The sequence below is a fragment of the Sorangium sp. So ce281 genome (genome assembly GCF_051527395.1).
Taxonomy (GTDB): Bacteria; Myxococcota_A; Polyangia; order Polyangiales; family Polyangiaceae; genus Sorangium; species Sorangium cellulosum_B.
Window position 1 is genome coordinate 8,270,895 of sequence record NZ_CP150322.1, and the last position, 25,347, is coordinate 8,296,241.

Genomic DNA, 25,347 nt, shown 5'->3' on the forward strand with positions numbered 1-25,347 from the left:
GGGCGGCGATGTCTAGCCGGTAGGCGCCGTGCCGTTCGACGCGGCGCCGGGCACCGCGGGCGCCGCCGCGCCATTCAGCGCAGCAGGCGCCGCCGTGCCGTTCGGCGCTGCGGGGGTCGCAGCGACGGGCGCCGCCGGTTCAGCCGGCGCCTCGTCGCCCGGGGCGGCGACGGTGTCGCTGTGCGCCGTCGCGCGGCCGGTGCGGCCCTTGTAGAGAGAGGGGGCGATCGTATCGGCGTCCTCCTCGTCCCAGCGCAGGTACGCGACGGCGCGGCGGGTCTGGTCGTAGGCGTGGACGAGCAGCGAGAACGCCCGCGCCCTCCTGTCCGCGGCCTCGGTCGGCCCGGGGCCTTTGCCGTGCTCCCGCACGCCGAGGGCCGCGAGCAGCTGCGGCCCGATCTCCCCGGCGCGCCGCACCTCCTCCTCGGTCGCCGCCGTCTTGCTGGCGACCTCCGCCCAGCTCGCGGTGAACAGCGCCGAGAGCGCGACCAGGTCGTTCGCCGTGTCGATGTGCCCCAGCCCCGCGCGGATCTCCGCGACCGTGTCCGCGTCGAGCAGGCCGCGCCGGGCCAGCGCCTCGGCGTCGCTCAGCAGGTTCTCGCGCAGCGGGGCCGCCTCCGCGAGCAGCGGCTTCAGCGCGTTCTCGGCGCCTCCGCTCGACAGCCACGCGAGGTGCGCGTACCACGCGGCCAGCGCGTAGGTCTCGAGCCGGTCGAGCAACGCGACATCGTGCGTCGGCACGTGCTCCGCGATGGCGGAGCGCAGCGCGAGGACGCCGGGCAGCACGCCCAGCACCTGGGAGACGACCCGGGGAATATCGAGGTTGATGGCGATCAGCCGATCCGGGCTCAGCGCCTCGATCTCGGGCAGGATCTTGTCGAACGCCGCCGCCGCCTGGGGCGGGGCCGCGGGCTTCTTGGGAGCGGGCTTCTTCTTGAGCGGAGAAGGCTTCGTCATGAGGGGATGACCTCTCGTTGTTCGTCGTCGCGGAGCAGCGGAGAACAGGTACGACGCGCTCCACCCCTGCGCGCTGGACGTGTTGAGAACGTCAGGCGCACGCCGGACGTTCCGGGCAGGGATAACCACCCCCGCGCACCCGTCAATCGACATGCCGGCTGATTTTCCGACGGCGTGCCGCCTCTCGTCGTGATCTTGCGTCATGGACTGGGCCCCGCGAAACTCGCGAGAAGTCGCCTGAAGGTGTCATGTGCCCGGCGCGCGGCGGGGTGGCGTGGAGTGTGCTGCTCTCGTCACGGCGTCTGGTAGCTGTCAGCACGCATGTCGGCACGCACCGTGCCATCCACGTGTGGCGGTTCGCGGCCGACCGTTTCCGTTGCCGGGAGGGCTGCCGGCAGCCTCCCCAAGACCGTTTCCGGGTAGTGGTCACGTTTGCCTGAAACGCGACCACCCCGATCCAACTGCGACCACCTCGCCGAAAGCGCGGGGGATCCGGCTGCTCCATGGCCCGCGCGCCATCGCCCCCCCCGCCCACACCACCGTTGCCCGCGCGTGCCGGCGCTTCGAGCGCTTGCACGCACATTCGACGGCCATTTGCACGCATCGGATTGCCGGAGCTCTACGATCGTAGTTGTATCTACCTGAAATCGTTTGATTTTTGTCGGCCGCGATCTTGACCTTCATCCGCGGCGATCCATGATTCCCCAGAGCCCGGCGCGCCGGAGGTTCTCGCACCGCGGGGCACCCGATCACGCGCCGTGTTCGCGACGCGCTTCTTGGAGGGCACGGCTGCGCCTTTACGCCCAAGGTGGAAGACGCGCTTCCACCCTGACTCGCGAGCGCTCTACCCCGCCATGCCCCTGCGGCATGGCGCTACGACGGAGACCTGCGCCATGGAACCCATCGATACACCTGATCCCGACTTGCTCGACGAAGCTCTCAAGACGGAAGTCCATCGACCGCCGACGCGAGAAGGCGAGGAGTTCCCCCTCCAACTCAACAGCAGCGTTCGCATCGACCGGACGGCACGCCCACCCGTCGTGCCGACGATGCAAGCGAAGCTCGTCGGCCGCTGGCTTCTGGACGAGCACGGGAATAGGTTCCTCGGGTGGGTCTACATCGGCCCGGTCAGCCTCGAACCGTACGACGGGGAGAAGCTCGACGGCGAAAGTCTCGACGCTTGGATCGATCGAGCGCTGAAGGCGAGCTGCCTCCGCGTGCGCATCACGGATCGGGATGGCGACAACGCCGTGATCGAGGCGGACCTCCGAACCGCCACGGGCCAGTGCTGACGCCGCTACGCGCGTTGCGTAGCCCGTCAGCGCTCGCGCGCCATGACGCGAAAGAGCCGTTAAACAGGTTGTAATCGCGCGCGTCGGCTATGACGGATGCTGTCCTAGCTGCGTAGAAACGCCGAGAAACATAGGCTTTCCGTGCTACCTTGCAGTCGTCTCGGAGCTCTGGTCGGTCGAGGATCTGATCCGGGCCGCGCTGGCGGAACCTGCCGCCGCGCCGCCCGTCCCGCAGGCGCTCACCCTGCCGGCGCAGACAGGGCGGGTCCGGCAGCTCAAGACGGGGGCAGGGTGGCTCCGGCTCGTCTCGGGCGGTGGTACCCCGTCGACGCCGTCCACACCGCAGCCGCCACCCGCGGCGCGCACGGCGGCCCATCCGGAGCCGGAGCCACCGCCGCCGTCCGAGCCGCCGCCAGCGCCAGGGCCGCGCAGGATGGTACAGCTGAGCTTGTTCAGCGAATCCGAGTGATGTTTCGGTTTCTCGGCCGGAAACCGCTGCCGGGATGTTCTAGCAGCAGAGCAATGGTCAACTGACGGAGATTCAGGTGGTATCTGCCCATCCAGGGGCGGCTCCAATCCGGTTCGGCGACGAGAGCCAGTTCAAAACACCATGCGCATCAATGACGCCGCTTGCCACGTCGTTGACCAACACCGCTGCTTCATCCTGTTTCGCTATAATCTGGATGCCGTTTGCATCTAGGACACGTAATAGGGCACTCCAGGCGACGCGCTTGTTCCCGTCCACGAAACAGTGGTTCTTGGCGAGGTACACGAGCAGATAGGCGACAGCGACGAGCAGATCGGGCTCTCCGTCCTCCGCCACGTACATCGAAGCGGTGACAGCGCTCCCGATGCTTCCTTCAACGCACCCAGCCTTTGGTGCAATGGATTGATCCCCGCCATAGTGGCGGATAGCGGCCGCGTGCAAGTGAAGCACGTCTTCGACCTCCACGAAGGCCCAGCTCAAATCATCGTTCATTGGGCAAGGATCCTCATTGTCTCCGCCCAATTTGTGCGCAGGTGCTCTATCGTGCTCTCGATCGGTACGCGGGGTGGTGGGGTTGCCGCATCTAGAATCCAGACCAGAGATGGCTTCTGCCCGTCGAGGACAGCGGCAGCCACGTCCTTGTGACGCAGCGGAAGTGCGCGCTCTACCTGCTCCGACGACGCCGAGCACCGCACAGTGCGGCTGCTCGTCTTCAGGGTAATGTAGCTTGCGCCAGGGTCGAACCCGACGCTCAAGATCCGGCCAAGAAGTTTGACCAGACGAGCGCCTTGGGCTGGAACCTCTAACAACGATAGCTCACCGAATTGTACATCAGCGAGCACCGTTCCATTGGTCCAGGCCGTGTAGCGCTGAGCGCGTACGCCTGCCGGCAGCGACCGAAGGTATCGACGCACGGAGACGTTGGCCGGCCTACCCTGGCGCTCGGCGTCTAGATCCTGGATCAGACGCTGGACAGTCTGCTCGCCGAACGTGTCGAAGCTCTGTAGGTGCAGCTGAGATCCTGGCCTGGCCACGCACACGAAGGTCGGCGCGGCGGATCCTTGCTCGATGGAAGCGAGCTCGAGGTCCAGCAGCTTGGTCTCGGCGGCTAGCCGGCCCCCTTTGGTGCCGTATTCCGTATCATCCAGCGCGGACGCAAGGATCCCCGATGCCGTCCGCTGAAGCGCGGACAGCAGGAGCTTGAGGGACTCCCCGAAGGACGAGAGGCTCAGGCGGTGCTGCGCCAGCCCAGGCTCGTCCCCGTCGAAGGTGACTTTCAGCTTGACGCCCATGGGGTGCACGCTGGCCGAGCAGGCACCCGGCGTCAAGCCGGGGGCCTTTGAGCGCAGCGACGCGCCCGCGGTCCTCTTGCTGAGCCTGCGCGGCGATCTTACGCGATGCTTCGCCCGGGGGATCTTCGTCGTGGCCTGGATGGTTTCCCGTGGCCGTCGAGGCCCGGGGACGGCAGCTACTTGCTGACGAAGCGCCGCTTGATGGCGTCGAGGATCTGCAAGGCGCCGCGGGGCTCTGCAACGGCCTCGCGTTCGGCTCGTGTTCTCGCGCTCATCTGGGCGTCGAGCGCGGCGGCCCAAAGCCGGTCGCGGTTCCACGGGCACCCACCGCGGCAGGCATCGAAGATGCGCAGCTTCTCCGAGACGTGGGTCAGATCCGCTTTGGTCAGGGCGGGCTTGTTCCTCGGCGCCTTCGGAGCTTGCGAGCGAGGCGGGCCCGTGCGAGCCGCAGGCGACTGCCCGCCGTCCCGAGCGGGATGCCCAGTATGTCCGCGATCTCGGTGCCGCCGTGGCCGAGCGCGGCCAAGACGAGCTCTTCGCGGGCCCAGAGCGGCATCGCAGCGATCGCCATGAGCGCCTCGGCAGCGTCGATGCGTTCGCCGACGTGCCAGGGGTCGACGCGCTCCTCGCCCGTGGCCGCCCACGGGTCGGCGACCGGTACCTCCCGACGTCGGAACGCCCGCTCGTGGTAGTGGGTGCAGTGGAACCTGCACACGCCGAAGAGCCAGCGCTTGAGCGCGTCCAGGGGCTCGCGCACAGGGTCCGGTCTGTAGCGCCCGGCCTGGGAGCTCGCCCATGCACCGAGCATCACGTCCTGGAGCACGTCGCCAACGTCGACGGCGGGCACACCGAGGCCGCGCAGGACGCTCCGGATGAACGGCTCCTGCGCGGCGATCTCGGCGATGTTCAGGACGCGAGCGGGGCCAACGTGCGGGCCCCGCCAGGTCATGGGGCACCTCGGCCGCAGTTCGGGCAGCGATCGGCGGCCACGGGGCGGCCCAAGAGCCGCTCGATGGTGGTTCCAGCCGCACGTGCGGCACGCATGGCGGTGCCGGGCGACCCGGCGTACTTGCCCGAGGCGATCGCGCGAAGCGTGCGGGGCTGCATGCCCATGACCTCGGCCAAGCAGGCCCAGGTGCCGTACAGGCCGCGCAGGTTGCGGAGGGCGGCGCGGAGCCGCATGCGCTCGACGTCGGAGAGGGAACGGGTGACGCAGAGGCGGCGGCGCTTGGGCGCACCTTCGCCTTCTTGCTCGCCCGAAGGCGAACGGACTACGGTCAGCATGTCGGACCTCGTGGATCGGGGTTCGGCCACGCTGCCCGGGCGACGCCAATCACCGCGGGCTGCACTACTTCCGGCAGAACTTAGCCGCTCATGCGAGGTCCGGAGTCAAACTAGGGCAGCGGAAGCCCAATTAGGGCACCACCCGTTTCCGTTGCCGGCAGGGCTGCCCAGCAGCCTCCCCTCAGACTCGACCGATCCGCCAATCGACAGGCTCTTGAAGCGGCCGGCGATCGGCTTGCCCAGCTCTTCGATCTCGAGACACGCGCGACGCGATCACCTCTGCGCCCCGATCGACCCGTGGCGCTCGCAGCGAACCCGCCGGAGGAGCGCGTCGCGGTCCGCGGCGTGCTCTCCGCGACCACGACGCTCGCGGTGCTCGTGCAGGAGACGGCACGCCGAGAGCTGTCCCTCGGTGGTCCCGAGCTCGAGCATCGCTCGCGCGCGCGCGAGCATCGGATCGATCCGAGCATGCGCCGCGCCGGAGTGCGCCCGGGGCGACACCTTGCCCGCGGCGGAGACCACGCGAGCCGTCGTGGTGCTGCCCTGATGGGCGGACACGGCGGAGGCCGTGACGGCCTCTCGCCGGATCGCGCTCTCGGGTCGGCCCGGCCCCACGCCGCGCTGGTCAGCAGGCGCCGCCGGCATCTCGAGCGCGGGCTGCGCGCGCCCCGAGGCCGCGAGCAGCGACGCTTCGGCGAAGCCAGCCGCTGGGCCGGGCCAGGCAGCGCCCGCCCCGAGCACGAGCCCCGCTGCCGCCGTCCCATGCAGCCTGAACCGGCGAAGCCCGCGCAAGGCGTCGTGAAGCCAGGCACCGGAGAAGAAGGGCACGAAGCACGGCACCGCAGGCTGCCTGCGCCGGTGCTGCGCCGCCTGCCAGCGCCCTACCTCCTGCTCGATCCTGTCCCAGGCGGCAGCGAGCCGTGACTTGACGGTGTTCTCGGGGAGCGCGTGCGCCCCGGCGATCTCGGCGAGCGTCCGGCCCAGGAGCTCGTGCTCGATGAAGACCGTGCGACGTGCGTCGTCGAGCTTGTCGATGAAGCGCCAGAGGACGGAAGCCCGCTGGCGGGCGATCAAGGAGGCTTCCGGGCCCGGCCGCTCGTCCGAAGGATCCTCGTCCTGGAGGGGTGCGATCACCTCGTGCCGGCGGCGCGATCGCCGCCGGCTGCTGCGCACCACGTTTCTGACGAGCTGGTCCACATACGCCGCGGCGTCCCTCACCAGGCCGATGCGCGCGCGGTTCTCCAGGATGCGAAGCCACGCGTCCTGGAGTACGTCGTCGACGTCCTGAGCCGGCACGCGCATGGCGCGCGCGAGCCGGCGGAAGCGGTCGGAAGCAAGCGGGCCAGGGGCTGCGACGGCCGGGCTCGCCGAGGTGCTCACATCCATGCACGTCCAGATGCTTCAGGCGCGAAAAGAGGTGACCCAATCGACCGGTGCGACGAAGAACGGTGCGCGAAGGTGCGTTCGCAGAGGGATAACGAGAAGGCCACGGCTCCGTGGAATCATTGCGCAGGCGACGTCTGATTTATCATGCAAAAAAGCCGCGCTCGGTATCCAAGCGCGCTTGCTGGGCTGACAGGCTCGTTGATAACGTGGGCCGCGTGACGCTCTTGCGCTCGGCCCTGTCCGGGATTTGCCTTCTCGGCGTGCTGGGCAGCGGCATCGGGCTCGCGCGCGCTGCACCTGCGCTGGCGACCGAGAGCGCGGCAGCGATGAAGGCGCGCCAGAAGGCCCGGATTGCCTTCGGCGCACGGAAGTGGACCGAGGCGGAAGCGAGCTTCGAAGCCGTCCTGGCGGCGCCCGACGCCGGAATGACCGCGGTGCAGCGGGCCGAGGTGCTCGGCTATCTCGGGCTTTGCGAGCTGGAGCAGGGCAAGCACCGGGAGGCCGCCGAGCACCTGGGGAAGAGCCTCGAGCAGGACGCCGCGCTGAGTCGCGCGCTCCTCGACAGGTTCACGCGTGCGTTCAACAGGGCGATCGAGCACGTCGGCAGGATCTACGTGGCGGCCTCCCCGCCCGACGCCGAGATCCTCCTCGACGGGGAGCCCGTCGGCACGGGCGCCACGGTCCACGAGCTGTTCGTCGCGCCGGGGACGTACACGCTCCGGGCCCGGCTGTCCGGGCACGGGGAGGGCTCGCAGCGGGTCGAGGTCGATGCGGGGGAGACGGTCAGCGCAGCGCTGCAGCTCGTGCGCGCGGCCGACGCGCCCGCGCGCGCGGCCGACGCGCCCGCGCGCGCGGCCGACGCGCCCGCGCGCGCGCCGGATCCGGGCGCGGCGCGGAGCGAGCCGATCACGCCGGCGGCGGCCTCGGCCGCCCCTGAGGCGGCGCCGGGGCCCTGGGCGTCATGGCCGGGGACGCTGCGGATCACGGGCATCGCGGTCACGACGGCCGCCGTGTCGGCGGGGGCGGTCTTCATGCTCCGGGCGAACCGCCTCGACGGGGATCTCCGCGAGCGCATCGACGGCCTCCACCGCGATCCGGCGTGGACCTCGGGCGCGTGCCGCGAAGCGCCGCAGCCCTCGGCGTGCCCGGAGCTACGCTGGATGCGCGAGCAGCGCGATCGGTCCGGCGTCGTCGGGACCGCCCTGGTCGCGACGGGGGCCGTGGTCGGCGCCGTGACCGCCGCGTCCTTCTTCGTGGACCTCTCGTTCCTGCGATCGACGCCGGCGCGGAGCGGGCTGCGTCTCGTCCCGGTGACGACGGCGCAGCAGGTCGGCGTGGTGGCGTTCGGGGCGTGGTGAAAGGGCTTGCGGGGGCCGGATGGAGGGCTTGGAGGCGGCGATGAGGTGGGCTCGGGCGGCGCGGAGGGTGTCGGTTTCGCTCGCGGTCGCCGCGCTGTGCGCGTGCGGCGCCAGCGCCGTCGCGGGGTGCAGCATGTACGGGGGGGACCATTGCTGGGAAGAGCAGACGTGCGATGAGCCGCCGCCCCCGGAGCCGTCGTCCCCGGCCTCGCCATGCGACGGCGATCCCGCGACGAGCCCGGCGAAGAACGGGTGCGGGGTGTTCGTCTCGCGGGGTGGAAACGACGCGAGCGACGGGACGAGGGGAGCGCCCGTCAGGACGCTGCAGCGCGCGGTGGAGAAGGCGTCGGTGCCCGGGGGGACGCGGCGGGTGTACGCGTGCGCGGAGGACTTCGCGGAGGCGGTCACGCTGCCGTCGGGCGTCGAGCTCTGGGGTGGCCGGGACTGCGCCACGGCGGCGTGGGCCTGGGGCGGCAAGGGCCGCTTCACCGGGATCGCGCCGGCGCCGGAGCGGGTGCCGCTCGTCGTGGAGGCGCGCGAGGCGAGCATGACGTCGGCTGTGTTCGGCGTGCGGCTCGTGGCGGCGGACGCGGTGCGGCCGAGCGGGTCGGCCATCGGGATGATCGTGCGCGAGGGCGCCGCGGTGGAGGTGGTGTCGAGCGAGATCCTGGCGGGGAACGGCGCGGATGGGGCGGACGGGGAGAGCGCGCCCCAAGCATGGCGGGCGCCGGATGGGGCGCATGGCCATCCAGGCGCGGGCGGGTGCTTGGCGGACCGGACCGAGGGCGCTCCGCTGGCGATGACCGTGTGCGAGGACGGGACGACGTCCATCGGCGGCGAAGGCGGCGACGGCGACGTCGCTGCGGGCGGCGACGGCGAGCAGGGCGGACCGGCGCCGGAGCCTGACTCAGTCGACAACGGCGAAGGGGGAAAGGGCGGACCGGTGACCTGCACGCCCGGCGAGAACGGCGGCGCTGGGGCGTCCGGCGCGCACGGGGTCGGAGGAGGGACGGGCGTGGACGAGCCGCTCAAGTACGGAAGTATCAGCGCCCACGGCTGGCAGGGCTTCTCGGGGCGGGACGGCAAGAACGGGGAGATCGGCCAGGGGGGCGGCGGCGGGGGCGGCGTCGGACCGAACGGGAAGTGCCGCGCCATGGATCCGCAGGGCGGACCGTCCGGCGGCTCGGGCGGGGGCGGCGGCTGCGGGGGGCGCGGCGGCCGAGGCGGTGGCTACGGGGGTGGCAGCTTCGGGATCATCGCGCTGCATGCGCACGTCATGGTGGACAAGACCGACATCGTCACGGGCGATGGGGGTCGCGGCGGCAACGGAGGGACGGGGCAAGACGGTGGCAAGGGTGGGCCTGAGGGCCCCCGTGGCGCTATCGCACCCGAAGCCTACTATGCATGCGAAGGGGGTCGGGGTGGCGCCGGAGGTAAAGGCGGCCATGGCGGCGGAGGGCTCGGAGGCGTTTCCGTCGCTGTTGGACGCGTGAACAGCAGCATTCACTTCACGGAAAGTGCTACGTGGGGCTTCGGAGCGCCCGGTGCCGGTGGCTTCGGAGGCGATCCGAGCGGGCAAGAAGCCAGGGGGGAAAGCGGCATGTTTGCCCGCCTCTGGGATTTTCCCGAGCTGGTCGTGCCACCCCGATGACGGATTTCGCACGGGGATGACCAGGGAGAGAGGATCATGAAGATCACAGCCGCCGCATGGGTTCTTCTGCTGTCCTCTCCGGCCGCCCTGGGGTGCGGTGCGGAGACGTCCGCCCCACCGTGCGCGGAGGGGGGTACCTGCGGCGCCGAGCCCTCGGAGGAGGCGTGTCTCGAGGGCCTCGCCGCGCTGCGCGTGGAAGACGGCTGCGGGGTGTTCGCGAGCACGACACAAGGGGACGACGGCAATCCCGGCACGATGGAGAAGCCGGTGAAGACGCTCGCCCGCGCGATCGCGCTCGCGCCGCGTGCACGGGGGCGGGTGTTCGCCTGCACCGAGCCTTTCCTCGATGCCGTCACGTTGCCCTCCGGCATCGATTTGTGGGGTGGCTTCGATTGCTGGGCGGGATGGAAGCACACCTTGAACACGTTGAGCCCCCAGTTGATAGCATCGATCCGGCCACAGTTGGCCGAGGCCGCCCCGCTCACCGTGGTGGCAGCGCAGGGCGACGGCGAAGTGGCCACCGACGGCGTATCCACGATCGCGGACGTGCTTGTGGCGGGCACGCTCGGATTGGAGCGGGCGCCGGCCCTCTCTGCCGTCGCGATGAGGCTCCAGCCGGGCGCGGTCGTGGAGGTGCTTCGGAGCGTGATCCAGGCGACCGGCGCGCAGCAAGGCGAAGACGGCGAGGACGCGGTGTACTTCGCCCCAGCGGGATCGTACGGCGAGATCGGAGCGATCGGCAGGGACGCGTGCTCGGCCGCCACGGTGGCCGGCGCGCCCGCAGTGAGGACCGTTTGCGGCGATCTGGTCTCGACGGGCGGCAAAGGGGGCGACGGCTTCCCTGACCGCGGCGGCGATGCCCAGGACGGCAAGCCGCTGACGGCCCCGAACCCCAGCGACGCGGGCCTGGGCGGCGCGGGCGCGAAGGACAGCACCCCGTGCGCGGACGGCCGCCGTGGAGGAGACGGCGCGCCGGGCGAGCCCGGCGCAGCCGGCCAGGGTGGACGCCTCACCGAGGCCGGGTGGGAAGGTGTGCCCGGCCGCCAGGGCGGCACGGGAGCGCCCGGCCAGGGGGGCGGCGGCGGCGGCGGCGCGCCGGGTGGCCGGAGCGCCTGCGGCAGCGCGGCGCTGGGCGGCGCGTCGGGCGGCTCGGGCGGCGGCGGCGGCTGCGGCGGCACGGGCGGCCGCGGCGGCGGCGCGGGCGGCGCGAGCATCGCGATCTTCGTCCACGCGGGCAGCAAGCTGACCCTGCGGGAAACGCGCGTCATCACGGGCCGGGGCGGCGCCGGAGGCCGGGGGGGCGAAGGGCAGAGGGGCGGGCAAGGCGTGCAAGGAGGCCCGCCGGGGCTGGGTCCGCCCATGCTCGGCGAACACGCCTGCCGAGGCGGCTACGGCGGCCGGGGCGGCACGGGCGGCTACGGCGGCGGGGGCTCCGGCGGGCCCTCGATCGGCATCGCCTATGCCGACGACGAGCAGCTCGCCCTGGATCGCGTCACGTTCGAGATCGGCGATGGGGGGCCGGGCGGCATCGCGGATGTGTTCGACGAGACGCGCGACAAGGCGAACCGAGGCAGCGACGGCTTCTCCGCCGAGACAATGCGCTTCTCGCCATAGCGATCCACCTGCGTCCAGGCGCGCTGCCGCCGCCACCTCGACAGCGACGCCGAGATCCGTCCAGACGACCGCCAGCGCGGACGCCGCGGCCCTGGTGACGTCGACGCACTCCGTCGAGCGCGCGCCGCGCGTACTCCGCCCAGGAGCGCAAACCTACCTTGGGAGCACGGGCACGGGGCGGGAAGGCAACGCAAGGACATTTGCGTGCCCCAGATCACCATTGACGCCGCGCTTCAGCGAGAAAACCATAGCCAAGTTCGGAATGCACAAGCCGATCCATTCACGTTCTTGACGCCGTGCCAGATTGGCATCATTCCCCAGGAGTGGCCAAATCAGGACCATGAAGCTTGCCAGCCTGTGCCCCCAGGCTGTCCGATGTAGCCGTGAGATGCGCCATGACAATTCGCAGCTCGGTTGCACTCATACTCATTGCCGGCGTTGTCGGCGCCTTCATCGGACGCGCCATGCCGCACGATGCGCCCGACGCCCAAGCGGCGCCGAGCACGTCATCCGCGCCTTCGGTCGCGACGCCTGCCGGCCATAACTGCAAGGCCGAACGCGCCGAGCTCGTGTCGACCAAAGCGCAACTGGCTATCTGCATGGCATTCGACACGCGCTTTTCCGAGACTGAACCGTCCGGCGTTCCCGAGCCGTCCGAACCCACAGACCCGCAACGCAGGTCGAGAGCCGACGAGATCCAGCGAAATCGCAAGCTCTTGAAGACCTATCCCGAGGCCGTGATCGTGCAACATCATGACGGGAGGACCGGTGTCTATCGAGCCGACGAGTGGCCTATCGACGGTGACGGAATAATCGTCGCGAGAAAGTCACCAAGCGGAGACATCGGATGGTATTCTGGGCCCGATGCCGGACCACGCTCGGATCCTGCCGCATTCCACACCTTCTCCGCGTCGTCCGATTTCATCGAGCCCATCATCGAGACTGCGCCTGACGGAACGGTCATGGTCAATGGCGAGCCTGCTGATCCTGTCGTGCAGCGCATGGTTGGCGGAAGGGTGAAGCCGAAGCGGGGAGATGCACCATGACGATTCCTCGCCACATCGCCCTTGCGCTCGCACTTATTGCCGGCATCGCCGGCGCCTTCATCGGACGCGCAGTGCCGCGCAATGCACCTAGAGCCCAAACGGTCGCGAGCGCATCACCCGCGCCTGACACGGCGCCCGCCGTCCATGACTGCAACGCTGAACGCACTGAGCTTGCCTCCACGAAGGTGCAACTGGCTATCTGCATGGCCACCAGCATGCGGGCTCCCGCGCCCGCGCCGGATGACGTCCCTGACGCGTCTACCCCCAATCCTCAAGAATTTGAGTCTCCAGAGGTCAGACGCAATCGTGAGCTGTTGGAGAGCGATGCCGAGGCCGTGATCGTCCGGCGCACGGATGGAACGATCGGCATCTATGAACCCGACGAATGGCCGGCCGACGGCGACGGACTGATTATCGGGCGAAAGTTTCCTGATCGACAGATCGGATGGTACTCCAGACCAGTTGCCGGGCCGCGTTCGGACGCTGCCGCATTCGGGCAACCCCTTCCCCCAATCTTCCGGGGGACCTCCATCGAGCTTGAGCCAGATGGAAAGATCTCAGTGCGTGGAAAGCCTCCTCCGCCCTGGGTGACGCGCATGCTCGGCGGAAATGTTGATGAGCCGGCCGGAAACTGACTCTAAGGGCCAGGTGTCGCGCGCAGGCGTCGCCGTCGCGCGCGTGAACAGCAGCGTTCACCTCACGGAGAGCGCTACCTGGACCTCCGGAGAAACCGGCGCTGGGGGGCTCGGCGGCGGAGGCGATCCGATCGAGGCGGCCGAGGTGGCGAGAACGGCTATCCGTCGATCGGCATCATCGCGCTTCATGCCAAGCTGACCGTGCGCGATAGCGAGATCGAGACATCCGAGGCCGGGCAGGGCGGCGACGGCGGGCCCCCCGAGGAAGGCGGCCGAGGCGGTCGCGGCGCACGCGGCCGCCGTCGAGACCTGCATGATGTCGTCGAGGCGGAACACGCGAAAGCCGTTGTTGGTGTCGGCGACGTAGAGCAGGTCGCCGTACCAGAAGATGCCCCCGGCGTGCAGAGGAATGCTCCCCTCAGCCGATCGCCTCGGCCGTGAGCAGGCGGGTCCGCCGGCCCGACGCGAGCGTGAGGTGCTGGCCCCAGCTCGTCCGGTGCGGCATGTCCCCCTCCACGAGCGCGCTCTCCCGGAGCTCGACCCCCGCGGCGTGGTAGGCCGGGCGCAGCGCGTCCTCGCTCCGCGCGTCCGACAGCTCGGGGAGCTCGAGCCGCGCCGCATACGGCCGGTCGTCGAAGACGCTCTGGTTGAGGAGCGCGATGAGCTCGCCGCCCGGCCGCACGAGCCGCCGCAGCGCCCCCGCGCGGGTGGCCCCATCCTCCTGCGTTTGGGGTGGCCCCATGACCCTGCAAAAAAGGCCGTCAGGTGGCCCCATGAGGCGGCAAACTGGCAGGGATGAGTGGTTTGGTCAGCGTCGCCCCGCTCGCTGCGCTCAACCGAGCGACTGCAAGATCGAGCTGAATCCGTGCTGGCCGTGGCGGCTGCCCTGCGGGGACAGCCACGCTTCGTATGTCTCGCCGCTCGGCGAACGGAGCTGGATGAACTCGAGGCTCACGAGAGGGTTGAAAGGGTTGCCGGGGCGGGGGCCGATGTCTTGGCCGGGATACGTCGCGTCCTGGTTGAAGGCGCGGGTGCCCTGTTCGAAGGCGACGAGGTGCTTGTAGTTGCCGCGTTTGCCGAAGTCGCTGTACTCGCGAGAGACGAGGACGCGGCCGCTGTTGGTGAGGCCGACGTGAACGTTGGGAACGTAGCTGGAGACGCCGATCACGGCGGCAGATGCGGCGTTGAGGACTCCGCCGGCGATGCGGCGGGCCGTGCCGGCGGGCGCCTGGTACTCGACGCCGCTCCAGTTGCCGATGATGCGCTCGCCGGGCTGGAGCTCGTAATACGGGGCGTAGAAGTCGCTGAATTTTTGCTCGATCTGCTCCGGGGTCATGTTGGCGGCCTCGGCCATGGCCTTCTTGCGGACGTGCATCGAGTACGCGAAAGCGGCCGCCATCAACACGAGTGGGAGCAAGTAATACATCTGCATAACCATCTTCTCCTAGAGAACCCACGCTCCACTCGGGAGCCACCGGAGGCGATGGTTACGCGGCGGCGCACGCCAGGTCAAGGGGGCGCGCTTCGGGTGATCAACCAGCGATCGGATGACCGTCGATACGCAAGCGCCCCGCTCCGCCGAAGGGCGTGATGACCATGCCCTCGGCGCCCGCCGCCGTCACTGCCTCTTCTATATGTTGATTCCGGAGCTCCATGGATTTCCGTTGATCACCCGGAATCTCCTTGGGCCCGTTCACGTTCCCCGTGACCCGGAGCTCACCCATGGGCGGTTCGCGCCTGTCGCGATCGGCGCGAAGAAGATGCCGCGACTCTTCATTGGCAAGCCATGCTCACGCGCTGGTTGACATAGAACACCTTACGCGCGGGCGCGACGCGGGCGGCTCAGGGCGCGCTGCGCGCTCGGGTCAGTAGGGGCGCTGGCCGACGAAGTTGCCGGGAGGATCGTAAGTGCACACCCAGAACTGCCAGGCGCTGACCCCTTCGAACGGTGAGCCGTCCTCACAGCTGGCGATCCCGCAGCCGAGCCGCAGGGAGTCGGCCCAGACCACCTGGGTGTAATGGCCGCACGTCGCGCCGCCGCAGGCGTTGCTCGCGAGGTCGTAGCTGACCGCCTCGCTGATCCACGAGCCGACGACATTCTCGGGGGCGGGTGAGGCGCCGCTCGACGTCGCGAAGAGGTTCTCTCCGTAGCCGTTCGCGCTGTGGCGGAACACACACTTATCGGCATGGGCCTGAGCCACCGCGGCGAGCTCGGACGACCACGAGAGCGGGGGCAGCGGCGGATCGGCGGGCGGGTCGACCGCGGCGCGCGCCGCGTTGTGGGCCGCCGTCATCCCGACCATCCGGGGCGGCTCGTCGTCGCCCGGGCCGCTCGCCGGGGCGTCGGCGTCGTCGGGCGAGCTGCCGCACCCGGCAGCGAGGGCGAGCATCAGGGAGAACAGCGCGAACCCGTGGAGACGTGAGCCGAGCGCATTCACGGAACGATTGTCCTACAGCTCGGCCGCGCGCCGCAACATGGACCCGCTCTCGCTCCTGTGTCGGCTCGCGGCCAGCGTCCCGCCGCCGCGGATGGTGGGGTCATTTGAACATGAAGGCGGGAAGGCGGGAAGAAAATCATCAATGATTTTCCCGACTTCCCGCCTTCATGTGACATCTCTCTGGGCAAATGCCCCCACCACCCCGCCGCGGTTTCACACGGCTGCGCCGAAAGGCGCTCGGGGACGCCCCATCGCCGCCAGAACATCCCGGGCCAGACCAACGCCCGGAGGGTGACGTGTGCCTGCGGCACCCCGATGCGCCCCTTGGCGCGCTCTGCGCCGCGCGGGGCCCGCTCTTTCGACCCAGGAACGAGGCGTCGCGACGCGCGCGGTCCCGCCACTTCGGTTCGCCGCGCCACACTTCTTCGCGCAGCGATCCGGCTTCTTTCACCTACGCGCATGACCCGCCCGAGGATGAGCCGGGCGTCGAGGAGGCCGCCGGGTTCGACCCGAGCGCGGACGGCGCCTCGTCGCCGACCGTCTGCGCGTGCTCGAACGGAGTCTGCCCTCCGAACCTCCAGGAGAACTCGCACCACCAGGACGCCGGCGTCCGGGATGTCATCACCCAGGATGCCATCGCGATCGAGCCTCCGTAGCGCGCCGCGGGGCTCGGAGAGCGCGGGCTCGGTCGATCCAGAAATCGACGGAGCCCGTGTCGGGTCTTCCTCTCCGTTTACGGAAAAGGTTTGAGGCGCGTGGAGCGAGGGGCATCGGCGCCCCCACCGCCCGCGCGTCCGACCTCACCCTGCAACGAATGTTCTGGGAGGACCCCCATGCGACGATTCACCTTTCTGGCTCGCCTCTCTCCCCTGGCCCTCACCCTCCTCGCCGTCGCGGGCTGCGGGGGCCTTGCCCCAGAGACCCAGGCGGATCCTTTCCTTGACCCTGAGCCGGGCGCCGAGGAGCCGAGCGACCCGGCCGCGAAGCCCGCCGCTGGCACGACGGGCCCTGTCGTCGCTCTCACGTCCATTCAACGCGAAAAGGCCCCTCTGCTCGCGGAGCTCATGGACGGCGCCCCGTCGAGGTTCCGGGCGGACCTCATCGCGGATCCGAGCCCCGCGAGCCGCCTCGCAGAGGCGTCCGCCGTGCTCATCGACGCCGAGGCCGCGAGCGCCGACGACATCCGCTCCTACGCGTCCGTGCTCCGGGCAGCGCGCCTCGCGGGGGTGCCTGTGATCCTCGAGAACGCGCGCGACGCCGAGAAGGTCGCGCTGGCGCTGGGCATCGGGATGTCCGCGCAAGTCGTCTACGCGGCGCCCAGCCCGGGCGGCCAGCGCTTCGACGTGCGCGTCTTCGGCGACGTCACCGGCGAGGAGACCGAGGAGCACAGCTCGGTGCGCTTGCCGGCCTCCGCGAAGGCGAGGTACGCCCGGATGACCGCGGACGAGCGGGCCGAGCTCGGAAAGAAGCTCGAAAGGAGCGAGGCCGAGCTCGACGCGCTGTTCGACACGGCGCCCGAGGCCGAGCCCATCACCATCGACGCAAAGCCCCGGCTCGCCTCGAGGTCCGAGGTCGCGCAGACGGCGTTACCTGCCCGGGGCGAGCTCCTCGCCGAGATCAAGGGCCTGCTCGCGGACCACAAGGCCTACGCGCTCGCCCAGGTCGTGACCGAGCCTCTGCCCGAGGGCACCTACCGCTCGTACAACGTGACGCCCACCTCCATCCACTGGGAGTGCGGCGACGACGGCCAGCGCTCCGTCATCGACCGCAACTTCACGGTGACGCTCCTCGCCTCCAACGCGCCGGAGGGCAAATACGTCGTCTTCGCGGGCAATGGCACCCAGTACAACCCCGGCGGGCTCAAGTGGAACTCGGGGAACAACCGCGGCTACTTCCAGGAGACCCTCCAGCACTCGATTCGTCCCCTGTCGGGGGGGCTCTCGCCCTACGCCCACAGGCCCCACTCGGCCAACGAGTCCTCGACGTTCACCACGTCGAACGGGTTCTCGGTCGGCGCGGGCGTGGGCGTCGAGGGGCCGTCCACGAGCTTCAGATTCGATGTGAGCGAGCAGGCCTCTCAGTCCTTGAACGACTTCGACGTGATCGATTTCTCCTCGGGGTCGATCTTCGGCTGGCAATACAAGCTGGCCTCGGTGAGCGGGCATTCTTACAAGAAATGGGAGGACCTCCACAACGACACGTGGGGCGGCCTCTACGGCCTGCCCAACCTCGCCAAGAGCACGCTCACGGAGGAATACGAGGGTATCTACGCGGCGGACCTCCAGGATCAGTCGCTTTACCCGGTGGAGAACGTCAACCTGCAGTCGGTGCGGCACACCTGGGTCTCCCACGATTACGTCCTCTGGGAGGAGATCAAGACCACCTCATGCGGGAAGGCGGCCGCCTCCGTCGTCACCGTGGACCTGAGCTCGGTCAACGTGGCCAAGCTGGGCACCATCCCCTTCAGAGAGACGTTCGATCAAGGCGTCGCGCCGAGCGTCTGGACCGTGATCAACGAGGGCATCACCGACAGCTCGCCGAGCTGGAGGGGGGCAGGCGGAGCGGCGACCGAGACGGGCAGCGCGTTCGATTACCCCCAGACCGCGGCCGACGGAGCTGTCGACATGCGCGGGACCTACCTCGTCGCGCCCCACACGGCCTTCGGGCAGGGAGCGCTCTCGGCGAAGATCTACGCGGGCGACCCCGACGGCTTCGGCCTCATGTACGCCATCAACGACACCGGCTCGAGTTATTATCGGGTGATGTTCGACGCGAGCTTGAGCGTCGCGCGCCTGGTCCGGGTGGACAACGGCGTCTTCACCGAGCTCGCGGTCAACACGAGCTATGTGCCGCCGCAGAACGCATGGATGACGGTGCGGGTCGAGCGCGAGGGGACGACGCACCGGATCAAGGTCAATGATCAGGTGGTGCTGGCGGTGCCGAGCGAGGTGACGTACGCGTGGGGTTCGGTCGCCCTGTTCTCGTGGGCGATGAGCGACGTGCGCTTCGACGACGTGACGATCACGACCCTTTGACGCGATCGTGAGACGCCTGGGCGGCGCGGGGCGCGGACTCGCGCCGCCACGGCAGGATCGCGGTCGCCAGCGAACCCAGCATCGCCGCGGCGTAGATCCCGGACGCGCGCGCCGGCAGGACCGCCGCGGACCGACGTTCCAGGCCGCTCACCCAGCGCCGACGCGGCGGCCGCCGACCTGGGGGTTCGGGGCGCAGGGCGCCGCAGGCGACCCGGAGCCCCGAGCGTTGAAGAGCACCGTCCTTGCGCGTGCTCCCTGGGAAGCAGATCGCGCGCCGAGATCACGCGACCGGTCAGCGCGTCCATGGGCACGCCGAAGGACCGCCGTCCCCGCAGGGGCGATCTCACGAGCGCTCAGGCGCCTACGAGGAGCCCCGGGCATTTCACGTTGACGGCCGCACACGCCGCGGGTTGCGGCGAGAAGTCGTCGATGGACGACGCACACGTGATCGCCTCGAAGGCGTCGCCCGTGGCGATCATGCAGGCCTTGAGCTCCGCGACCGTGGCGGTGCACCCCGCGAAGCCGGCCGTGTCACACGAACCGGCCGACTCGGGCGCCTCCGGAGCGCTGATGCAATCCGCCCTGGCGGTCTCGCAGTCCGTTCCATCCACGACGCTGGCGAGCACCCCGGCGAGGTCGCACAGGTCCTCCTTCGAGAGCTCGAGTGACCCGGCGACGTCGTCGCACACCTGCTGGGCCTCTGCGGCTGTCAACTCGCCGAGCTGCTCCCCGTCGAGAGCATCCCCGCCGCCGGTGTCGGTCCCGCCCCCGGTGTCGCTTCCACCGCCGGTATCGCTTCCGCCGCCGGTATCGCTTCCGCCGCCGCTGTCGCTTCCGCCGCCGCTGTCGCTTCCGCCGCCGGTATCGCTTCCGCCGCCGCTGTCGCTTCCGCCGCCGCTGTCGCTTCCGCCGCCGGTATCGGTCCCGCCACCGGTGTCGCTTCCGCCGCCGCTGTCGCTTCCGCCGCCGGTATCGGTCCGGCCGCCGGTGTCACTTCCGCCGCCGCTGTCGCTTCCGCCGCCGGTGTTGTCGTCGGCTTTGCCCCCATTGCTCCCCTCGCCATCGCCGCATGCCACGAGCGAGAGCGAGAGGCCGGCCATCAACAATCCAAAAATCTTCATCCGTATCATCGGGCCCCCATCAACGAGAATGTTCACCTGCGTGTCCACGCGGCGCTCGAGGACGGCTCCGCCGAAGGATGCGAGCGGAGCTGCATCGTCGATCGGGCAGGCGCGCAATGCGTGAACCTACCACAAACAGGATTGGATTCTCCTTCCCCCCTCCGCAAATTGGTCGCACTGGCACGCCAGGGCCGGCGGGGACGGGCGCCTCGTCGAGGCGTTCGGTCTGGGACGACGCAATGGCGTCTCCAGCGCTCCATGCCATTCGACCGGCGTGGATGCAGCTGGTCCTCGTACAGGACGGATACCGGAGGGCAAGCCTTGCACCTCGGCGCCAACCCTCTTCGATGTACAGACTCGCCAGCATCTGGATGACAAGGAAAGGCTTTGATGAAAGCCCGCTCCGCCCGTCCGCCTGGCTCCTTTCTGTTACGCTATCCTCGTGGTTCCTGCGGCTGTCCCGATTGACGCATTCATCTCCTATGCGCCATCACGAGGCCTTCGAGCGCCCGGGACGGCGCCGCGCATGTGGGCACAAGTGCGCCACATGGCGCCCCATCTGAGGGGCTGCCACGAACTACCATGGTTGATATAGATCATGGCTTGGACATGTCCCTTCATCACGCGCCCTCGGCTTCGACCCATCACGGCGCTCACGGCGCTCACGGCGCTCGCCTGCCGGGAGGTGCCGCGCGCTGCCCCAGGAGCTCGCGGGCCCACCGCACGAGGTCGACGACGTGCTCGCCGCCGCCGACGCCCTGGCCAAGCTGCCCCATGTGCAACCCGATCGCCTCCATGTCGCAGGATTTCACCTCCGTCCCGGAGGCGATGAGGCAAAGCATCGAGTTCTTTCGCGAGCAGCGGTGACCGCCGCCGTGGCGTGCCTCCGGCACCCCGATGCGCCCCATGGCGCGCTCTGCGCCGCACGGGGCTCGCTGTTTCGACCCATCCATGGGCACGCCGAAGGACCGTCGTGCCCGTAGGGGCGATCTCGCGCAATGCGTGAACCTACCACGAACAAGATTGAATTCTCCTTCCAACCCTCGGCCAATTGGTCGCACGGGCCGTCCGGGGCCGGGGCCAGCCCTCTTCGATGTACGGACTCTCCAGCATCTGGCAAACCGGGTGCATCGGGGTCGGCAGCGACCGGGACGCCGAGATGAAGGCCCCCCTCGACAAGCTCCGGGTGCGGCTGCGCATCCGGGCATGGAGCACTTTACGTGTAAGTTATTCATTCCCCATGAACGAACCCCGTCAATCGATCCCAGCAGCGCAGTCGAGGTGGCCGCCGCGACGTCGTGTCTCACTTCGCCGATCGGGCGAGGAACGCTTCCAGGTCGCGCAATGCCTGTTCTTCCCGGCGCCCCATCTGGTTTCGATCGGCCCGAACCTCGCTGATGAGGCGCCGGGCCTCCGCGCTCGCCGCCTCAGCCCCTGGCCCGAGGTGATGGGCGATGCCGCCGTGCAGCCACGCGCGACTGGCCTGCAGCATCCTGACCTGCGCCATCGACGCGAGCCCCTCGCCGCTCCCCGTCGCGCAGGACCCGAGCTGCCATTGCCACTCCTCGGCCCGACCCAGATGGATGATGGCCTGCTCGAGGCGCGCCCGCTCGATCCCCTGCCGTACGCGGCGCTGCACCTCCCGCGTCAAGTCGTCGGCGCCAGCATCGATGCCCACCAGATGACGAGCCCAGAGCTCCTCCACGCTGCGCAAGCCAAACACGCTGTCCCAGTACGTCTGTCCCGTACACTTCGTAGTCAGCTCAGCGACCTCCCGACGAAACGCGGCCTCGATCGGATCGTCCTGCGGCTCGATCCCCGGCGGGCCAGAGCCTTCGAGCCGCTGCAGCGGCGCCTGCACGGAGGGCTCGATGGTGAGCTGCCGATCCTCGTGGACCTCACGCGCCAGCGCCTGAGCCTGAGCGGAGCTGTCGAGCGCCTCTGAGAGCTGCCCATTACCATCTCGTTCAACCATGGGTAGATCCTACTTTCTCGTTTCGTCCCCGATTCCAGCCATGCGCCGGCGGCGCGACGCTCAGTCGTCCGCGCCCCTGCCGCGCAGCACGCGGGCGACGAGCGATCGCAGCGTCCCTATCCCGAGGAGGCGGACGAAGCCGAGCGTCCCGGCCACCGCCGAGAGGACGAGGAGCCACAGCGGCCCATGGAAGAGGCACGCTCTCCAGAGTGGCCATGCCCCCGGCATCGCGAGCCGCGCGAGCTCGAAATCGAAGGCGGGCAGCGTCTCCCGCTGAAAGATCCCGATCACCAGGCCGACCGGCGTGAGGACCAGCGTCAAGAACGCGAGCACCTGGTTCAGGAGATCCGCCCGCCGGTCCGAGAGGTACTCGTCGATCTCGGTGATCTCCGCCTTCACCTCGTCGAAGAGACCCCCGATGTCGAGCGCCGCGCGCAGGCCGCAGTAGAACCGATCGTGCCGCTCCTCCGAGCTGATGTGGCCGACGCTGAACCTCGCGGTGTACTGGAGCAGCGACAGCCGCATCCGACCGAAGACGCGCGCGTCGGGACGGCTCGAGAGGCGGGCGCACTGGCTCGACAGGTTCAAGAGGAAGAGCCGCTCGTGCTCGACCAGGATCCATTTGTACACATACCGTTCGAGCACGGCCATGTCGAACTGCCCGAGCTGTCCCGGCGGGTCGAGCGGCCAGAGCAGCCATGTCACCCCGATGGGCGAGAACAGGCAGAGCTCCCGCGCGGAGGGCTCCCACATCGCCTTGTGCCCCTCGATGCGGCAGTCCTCCTGCGAGGGCTCGATCGGCTGATCGCTGCCGTGCGAGAGCCGCAGGCGGTAGCGATCCGCCGGGCCCGGCATCGCCTCCGTGAAGAGGACGTTCACCGCCATGGGGTTTGGCCAGCTGCCGATCGGCGCCTCGACGGGCAGGCCTGGCACGAGCAGCGTGAGCCAGTCCCGCAGCGTCGTGCCCTTGATCGCGGCCTTCTCCGCCATGGCGACGAGCGGGTGCGGCCGCGTCTCGCCGTCTCGCCCCGCCTTCCGCCGGGGCATGCGCTCCGGCAAGAGGTGGTTGTACCCCCGCCGCACGACCGCCGTGTAGAAGTCCTGGAACGCGCCCAGCGTGAGCGTCGTCGGGCGCACGCCGAGCACCACGAAGACGTGGCCTGTCTCGATCACGTAGAGCCGCGGTGGGACCACGACCTTGAACGGCATGCCCGGATCTCTGCCCCTCTCGGACGGCTTCTTCTGGACCGGAGCCCTCGATTCGTCCCCGTCCGCTTCGTCCGCCGAGGCAGGCGCGGCGGCCCGCTGCGGCTTCGGCGGGCGCTCGAAGACCCAGCGCGCGCGCGGGTCGAACAGGTTGCCGAGCGTGGCCGTGGGCTCGTAAGCGCGGAGGAGGCGACCGGCCTGCACCTGGACGTTCAGGTGCGGGAGCAGCGTGGGATCGTCGATGCGCTTCGGGCGAAAGTTGCCTTCTGCGAGGAGTCGGCGCTCGAACGCCTCGAGATCGAAGGCGCCCTGCTCGCTGTCGGGGTGCCGGTAGGAGACGATGAGGAACAGCGTCGACCGCTGTCCGATGGGAGCCTCGCCGGCGGTGAGGGGCGCCTCGTCGAGCGGCTCAGCGGGGAGCATGGCCCTTCGCCAGGACACGGCGCATCGCGCCGGATCCCGCCGGACGCCCCTCGCGATCGGGCACACCGATCCACGCGCGGCAGGCGGAAGATGGAACCGCGCGCGGGGTTCGGGCGCACGTGGACATGAAAGCCTTCATTCGAGGCGAATACTACGTGCCGTTGGCCTGCGGAGCACAGATTTCGGCTGGCCGACGTGTTCTACCACAGGACCCTCCCTCACCCGCGGATGACCCTGTACCAGGAACAGCCCGGGAGCGACAGACAGGTTGAACCTGGCGGCGCCGGACGCTTTGCCGCCGCTGCCATGAGCGGAGGGCGCCAGGGCGAGGGTTTCCGGCAGACGACGAGCCAGGTGACGTTCCAGGCCGCTCACCCAGCGCCGACGCGGCGGCCGCCGTACTGGGGTTCGGGGCGCAGGGCGCCGGAGGCGACCCGGCGCGCTGGAGACCACCGCGCTCGTGGCTCGGCTCGAGCCGACGTCCGAGCAGCGCACACCCCTCTCTGCCCTCGCCGCGTCCCGGTGAGCAGGTTCTACCTCCCGCGGCGGCCTCGAAGGCGCAGGTGGCGCAGCTCTTGAGGTGAGCGCCTGCCAGCGCCTTGACCACCTGCCGATCGGCGGCCGATAACAAGCCCACGATCAGATCCACGTCTTGCTCTACGGCTGCATCCAGCAGCCAGAGCAAGACGCTGGTTGTCGGGCAGAAGGCTGCCCATCGCTTCTCCTTGCTGCCCAGGATCAGACGCTCCCGCAATGACTTCCCATGCAGCGTCACAGCTGTCTGTTGCCCTGAGACGGAGTTTCAGCTCACGCGCGAGCGGGTCCATCGTTTCATCTACCTTCCACAGGCGAACCAGGGTCAGGTTGCCCCAACCACGGGGTCGCCGCCTGCGTTATGCGCTACGGCCGCGAGCGGACGCAGAGGACGTGCAGCGTGCTCTTCAGGGTAAAATTTGCCGTGGCCGCGGTCGCCTCGACGGTACCGGTGGCAAAGTCGAGCATCCAAGCCGAATTCGAGTCGGTGGCCTCGAGCGACGAGGTCCAGAAAATGATATGCCCGGATACCGCTGCTGGAAAGCTGGGAAAGGCGCTTTGGTCGATCCATGGACCATTTGGCTTTGAGTCGAAGATGAGAGTATGCAGCTCCTTCAAACTGGGAACTCGAAAACCACCCCCATCCAATTGCAACCCTGCACACATCGAAGCGGCATCAGCGTAAGTTTGCTTGCTCGTTGCTCGCGTCCAAGTGAGGCCGGTGCCCAAGTCCCGCGCCAAGTCAGGTGTGAGCTCGTAGCGACTGCCGTCGCTGTCGGGGACCCCTCCCCCGCGAACGCACCGCACCCTGTCCGGGCCCGCGATGGTGGGCGATCGCACACGAAGGCTTCCATCACTGCCAAGGCGAAAGAGCCGCTCAGGGTTTCCCGACCAAAGTACAAGTTCACCGTCTATATCCGGAAAGGCCCCTGGGTCGAAGGAAGGAGGCTTTCTCTGTAGATCGAGCAAACTGACCCCTTCAACTCGGGTGGGCAGTCGCCAATCACAGTGCCCGCCCAGGCTGAGTTCAGCGCAATATTCCGCCGCATCCTCATCTGTGAGTGAAACCGACGCTAGTTGCCGCTGCCAGTCGAGTCCGGTGATCTGGTCGTGGGTGACCTCCTCGTCCACCCGATATTGAACGGAATGGTCTTCCCCGGTCGAGCCGGGCATCGGCCACCGCGCCATTTGGAAGAGAGCAGGATCGGAGGAGGAGCAGTTCTCGGTGCCGTCGTTCTCGGTGCCGTCGTTCTCGGTGCCGTCGTTCTCGGTGCCGTCGTTCTCGGTGCCGTCGTTCTCGGTGCCGTCGTTCTCGGTGCCGTCAGGGCTCTCGGGTGAGGTCGGTTCCTGATCGGTACTGCAACTCTCCCCGCAGGTTTTCGGTGAACTCGCCTCCAACGAGTTGTCACAGCCCAGGAGTGTGAACCCCAAGAAAAGGAAAGGGGCGGAAATTAACCGCCCCTGCCCTCGCCTTCTCTTCTTCTCATCAACGGATGGCATCAAGGTAGATTGAACCATTGCAAGGCGCATTCAAGTAGAAATCGACGCCGATTTCTCTGGCGGATAGCAAGAGCAAACGCGTTCCGCAAAGTCAAGACTCCCGGAGCCGTCCC

At 69.1% G+C, this 25,347-nt stretch carries 23 protein-coding genes; 8 read left to right on the forward strand and 15 right to left on the reverse strand.

The genetic code is table 11. From position 1 onward, the window contains the following. Positions 1 to 12 precede the first annotated feature (12 nt). Entirely contained in the window at positions 13 to 957 is a 945-nt protein-coding gene (locus WMF27_RS31430; protein WP_437765184.1) for a hypothetical protein, read from the reverse strand. 893 nt (positions 958 to 1,850) lie between these two features. Here WMF27_RS31430 and WMF27_RS31435 point away from each other — a divergent pair. Next, on the forward strand, positions 1,851 to 2,249 hold the full coding sequence (locus WMF27_RS31435; RefSeq protein ID WP_437765183.1) for a hypothetical protein: 399 nt from the start codon (positions 1,851 to 1,853) through the stop codon (positions 2,247 to 2,249). A 541-nt stretch (positions 2,250 to 2,790) separates the two neighbouring features. On the opposite strand, the gene WMF27_RS31440 is transcribed toward WMF27_RS31435, so the two are convergent. From WMF27_RS31440 to WMF27_RS31460, 5 genes are all read right to left on the reverse strand, one after another. Beyond that, positions 2,791 to 3,228: a type II toxin-antitoxin system death-on-curing family toxin gene (locus WMF27_RS31440; RefSeq protein ID WP_437765182.1), complete on the reverse strand. Its 438-nt coding sequence runs from the start codon at positions 3,226 to 3,228 to the stop codon at positions 2,791 to 2,793. Continuing rightward, positions 3,225 to 4,028 (reverse strand): hypothetical protein, encoded by an 804-nt coding sequence (locus WMF27_RS31445; protein WP_437765181.1) that lies wholly within the window; start codon positions 4,026 to 4,028, stop codon positions 3,225 to 3,227. The genes WMF27_RS31440 and WMF27_RS31445 overlap by 4 nt, the downstream gene beginning before the upstream one ends. Before the next feature lie 385 nt (positions 4,029 to 4,413). After that, positions 4,414 to 4,977 carry a sigma-70 family RNA polymerase sigma factor gene (locus WMF27_RS31450; RefSeq protein ID WP_437765180.1) on the reverse strand — a complete coding sequence of 188 codons (564 nt, stop codon included), beginning with the start codon at positions 4,975 to 4,977 and terminating at the stop codon, positions 4,414 to 4,416. Continuing rightward, positions 4,974 to 5,312 (reverse strand): helix-turn-helix domain-containing protein, encoded by a 339-nt coding sequence (locus WMF27_RS31455; protein ID WP_272096141.1) that lies wholly within the window; start codon positions 5,310 to 5,312, stop codon positions 4,974 to 4,976. The genes WMF27_RS31450 and WMF27_RS31455 overlap by 4 nt, the downstream gene beginning before the upstream one ends. Positions 5,313 to 5,585: 273 nt before the next feature. Then, a complete protein-coding gene (locus WMF27_RS31460) occupies positions 5,586 to 6,698 on the reverse strand; it encodes an RNA polymerase sigma factor (RefSeq protein ID WP_437765179.1) in 1,113 nt (370 codons plus the stop codon). Positions 6,699 to 6,913: 215 nt separating this feature from the next. Here WMF27_RS31460 and WMF27_RS31465 point away from each other — a divergent pair, with 215 nt between their 5' ends. From WMF27_RS31465 to WMF27_RS31485, 5 genes are all read left to right on the forward strand, one after another. Further along, positions 6,914 to 8,056 carry a PEGA domain-containing protein gene (locus WMF27_RS31465; RefSeq protein WP_437765178.1) on the forward strand — a complete coding sequence of 381 codons (1,143 nt, stop codon included), beginning with the start codon at positions 6,914 to 6,916 and terminating at the stop codon, positions 8,054 to 8,056. Positions 8,057 to 8,123: 67 nt separating this feature from the next. Continuing rightward, positions 8,124 to 9,707, forward strand: a complete 1,584-nt coding sequence (locus WMF27_RS31470; RefSeq protein ID WP_437765177.1) for a hypothetical protein — start codon at positions 8,124 to 8,126, stop codon at positions 9,705 to 9,707. A 36-nt stretch (positions 9,708 to 9,743) separates the two neighbouring features. Further along, positions 9,744 to 11,321, forward strand: a complete 1,578-nt coding sequence (locus WMF27_RS31475; protein ID WP_437765176.1) for a hypothetical protein — start codon at positions 9,744 to 9,746, stop codon at positions 11,319 to 11,321. A gap of 395 nt (positions 11,322 to 11,716) precedes the next feature. Next, positions 11,717 to 12,367, forward strand: coding sequence for a hypothetical protein (locus tag WMF27_RS31480; protein ID WP_437765175.1), 651 nt, complete (start codon positions 11,717 to 11,719; stop codon positions 12,365 to 12,367). Beyond that, positions 12,364 to 13,002, forward strand: a complete 639-nt coding sequence (locus WMF27_RS31485; protein WP_437765174.1) for a hypothetical protein — start codon at positions 12,364 to 12,366, stop codon at positions 13,000 to 13,002. The genes WMF27_RS31480 and WMF27_RS31485 overlap by 4 nt, the downstream gene beginning before the upstream one ends. A gap of 57 nt (positions 13,003 to 13,059) precedes the next feature. On the opposite strand, the gene WMF27_RS31490 is transcribed toward WMF27_RS31485, so the two are convergent. The 4 genes from WMF27_RS31490 to WMF27_RS31505 all read right to left on the reverse strand — a co-directional run bounded on the left by WMF27_RS31490 (position 13,060) and on the right by WMF27_RS31505 (position 15,440). After that, positions 13,060 to 13,338: a hypothetical protein gene (locus tag WMF27_RS31490; RefSeq protein ID WP_437765173.1), complete on the reverse strand. Its 279-nt coding sequence runs from the start codon at positions 13,336 to 13,338 to the stop codon at positions 13,060 to 13,062. A gap of 82 nt (positions 13,339 to 13,420) precedes the next feature. Then, a complete protein-coding gene (locus WMF27_RS31495) occupies positions 13,421 to 13,744 on the reverse strand; it encodes a hypothetical protein (RefSeq protein ID WP_437765172.1) in 324 nt (107 codons plus the stop codon). A gap of 90 nt (positions 13,745 to 13,834) precedes the next feature. Next, positions 13,835 to 14,434: a hypothetical protein gene (locus WMF27_RS31500; protein ID WP_437765171.1), complete on the reverse strand. Its 600-nt coding sequence runs from the start codon at positions 14,432 to 14,434 to the stop codon at positions 13,835 to 13,837. A gap of 433 nt (positions 14,435 to 14,867) precedes the next feature. Then, the gene (locus tag WMF27_RS31505; RefSeq protein ID WP_437765170.1) at positions 14,868 to 15,440 is read right to left on the reverse strand and encodes a CAP domain-containing protein; all 573 of its coding nucleotides are present in this window, start codon (positions 15,438 to 15,440) and stop codon (positions 14,868 to 14,870) included. A 296-nt stretch (positions 15,441 to 15,736) separates the two neighbouring features. On the opposite strand from WMF27_RS31505, the gene WMF27_RS31510 reads away from it, so the two are divergent. Both WMF27_RS31510 and WMF27_RS31515 read left to right on the forward strand, forming a co-directional pair. After that, positions 15,737 to 16,096, forward strand: a complete 360-nt coding sequence (locus tag WMF27_RS31510; RefSeq protein ID WP_437765169.1) for a hypothetical protein — start codon at positions 15,737 to 15,739, stop codon at positions 16,094 to 16,096. Positions 16,097 to 16,273: 177 nt separating this feature from the next. Continuing rightward, positions 16,274 to 18,475, forward strand: a complete 2,202-nt coding sequence (locus WMF27_RS31515) for a hypothetical protein (protein ID WP_437765168.1) — start codon at positions 16,274 to 16,276, stop codon at positions 18,473 to 18,475. A gap of 353 nt (positions 18,476 to 18,828) precedes the next feature. Here WMF27_RS31515 and WMF27_RS31520 read toward each other — a convergent pair whose 3' ends face one another. The 5 genes from WMF27_RS31520 to WMF27_RS31540 all read right to left on the reverse strand — a co-directional run bounded on the left by WMF27_RS31520 (position 18,829) and on the right by WMF27_RS31540 (position 25,234). Then, entirely contained in the window at positions 18,829 to 19,596 is a 768-nt protein-coding gene (locus WMF27_RS31520) for a hypothetical protein (protein WP_437765167.1), read from the reverse strand. 662 nt (positions 19,597 to 20,258) lie between these two features. After that, on the reverse strand, positions 20,259 to 20,438 hold the full coding sequence (locus WMF27_RS31525; RefSeq protein WP_437765166.1) for a hypothetical protein: 180 nt from the start codon (positions 20,436 to 20,438) through the stop codon (positions 20,259 to 20,261). A 461-nt stretch (positions 20,439 to 20,899) separates the two neighbouring features. Further along, a complete protein-coding gene (locus WMF27_RS31530; protein WP_437765165.1) occupies positions 20,900 to 21,457 on the reverse strand; it encodes a hypothetical protein in 558 nt (185 codons plus the stop codon). Positions 21,458 to 21,631: 174 nt separating this feature from the next. Next, on the reverse strand, positions 21,632 to 23,200 hold the full coding sequence (locus tag WMF27_RS31535) for a hypothetical protein (protein WP_437943218.1): 1,569 nt from the start codon (positions 23,198 to 23,200) through the stop codon (positions 21,632 to 21,634). 900 nt (positions 23,201 to 24,100) lie between these two features. Then, on the reverse strand, positions 24,101 to 25,234 hold the full coding sequence (locus WMF27_RS31540; RefSeq protein WP_437944548.1) for a DUF1566 domain-containing protein: 1,134 nt from the start codon (positions 25,232 to 25,234) through the stop codon (positions 24,101 to 24,103). Between the last annotated feature and the right edge of the window lie 113 nt (positions 25,235 to 25,347).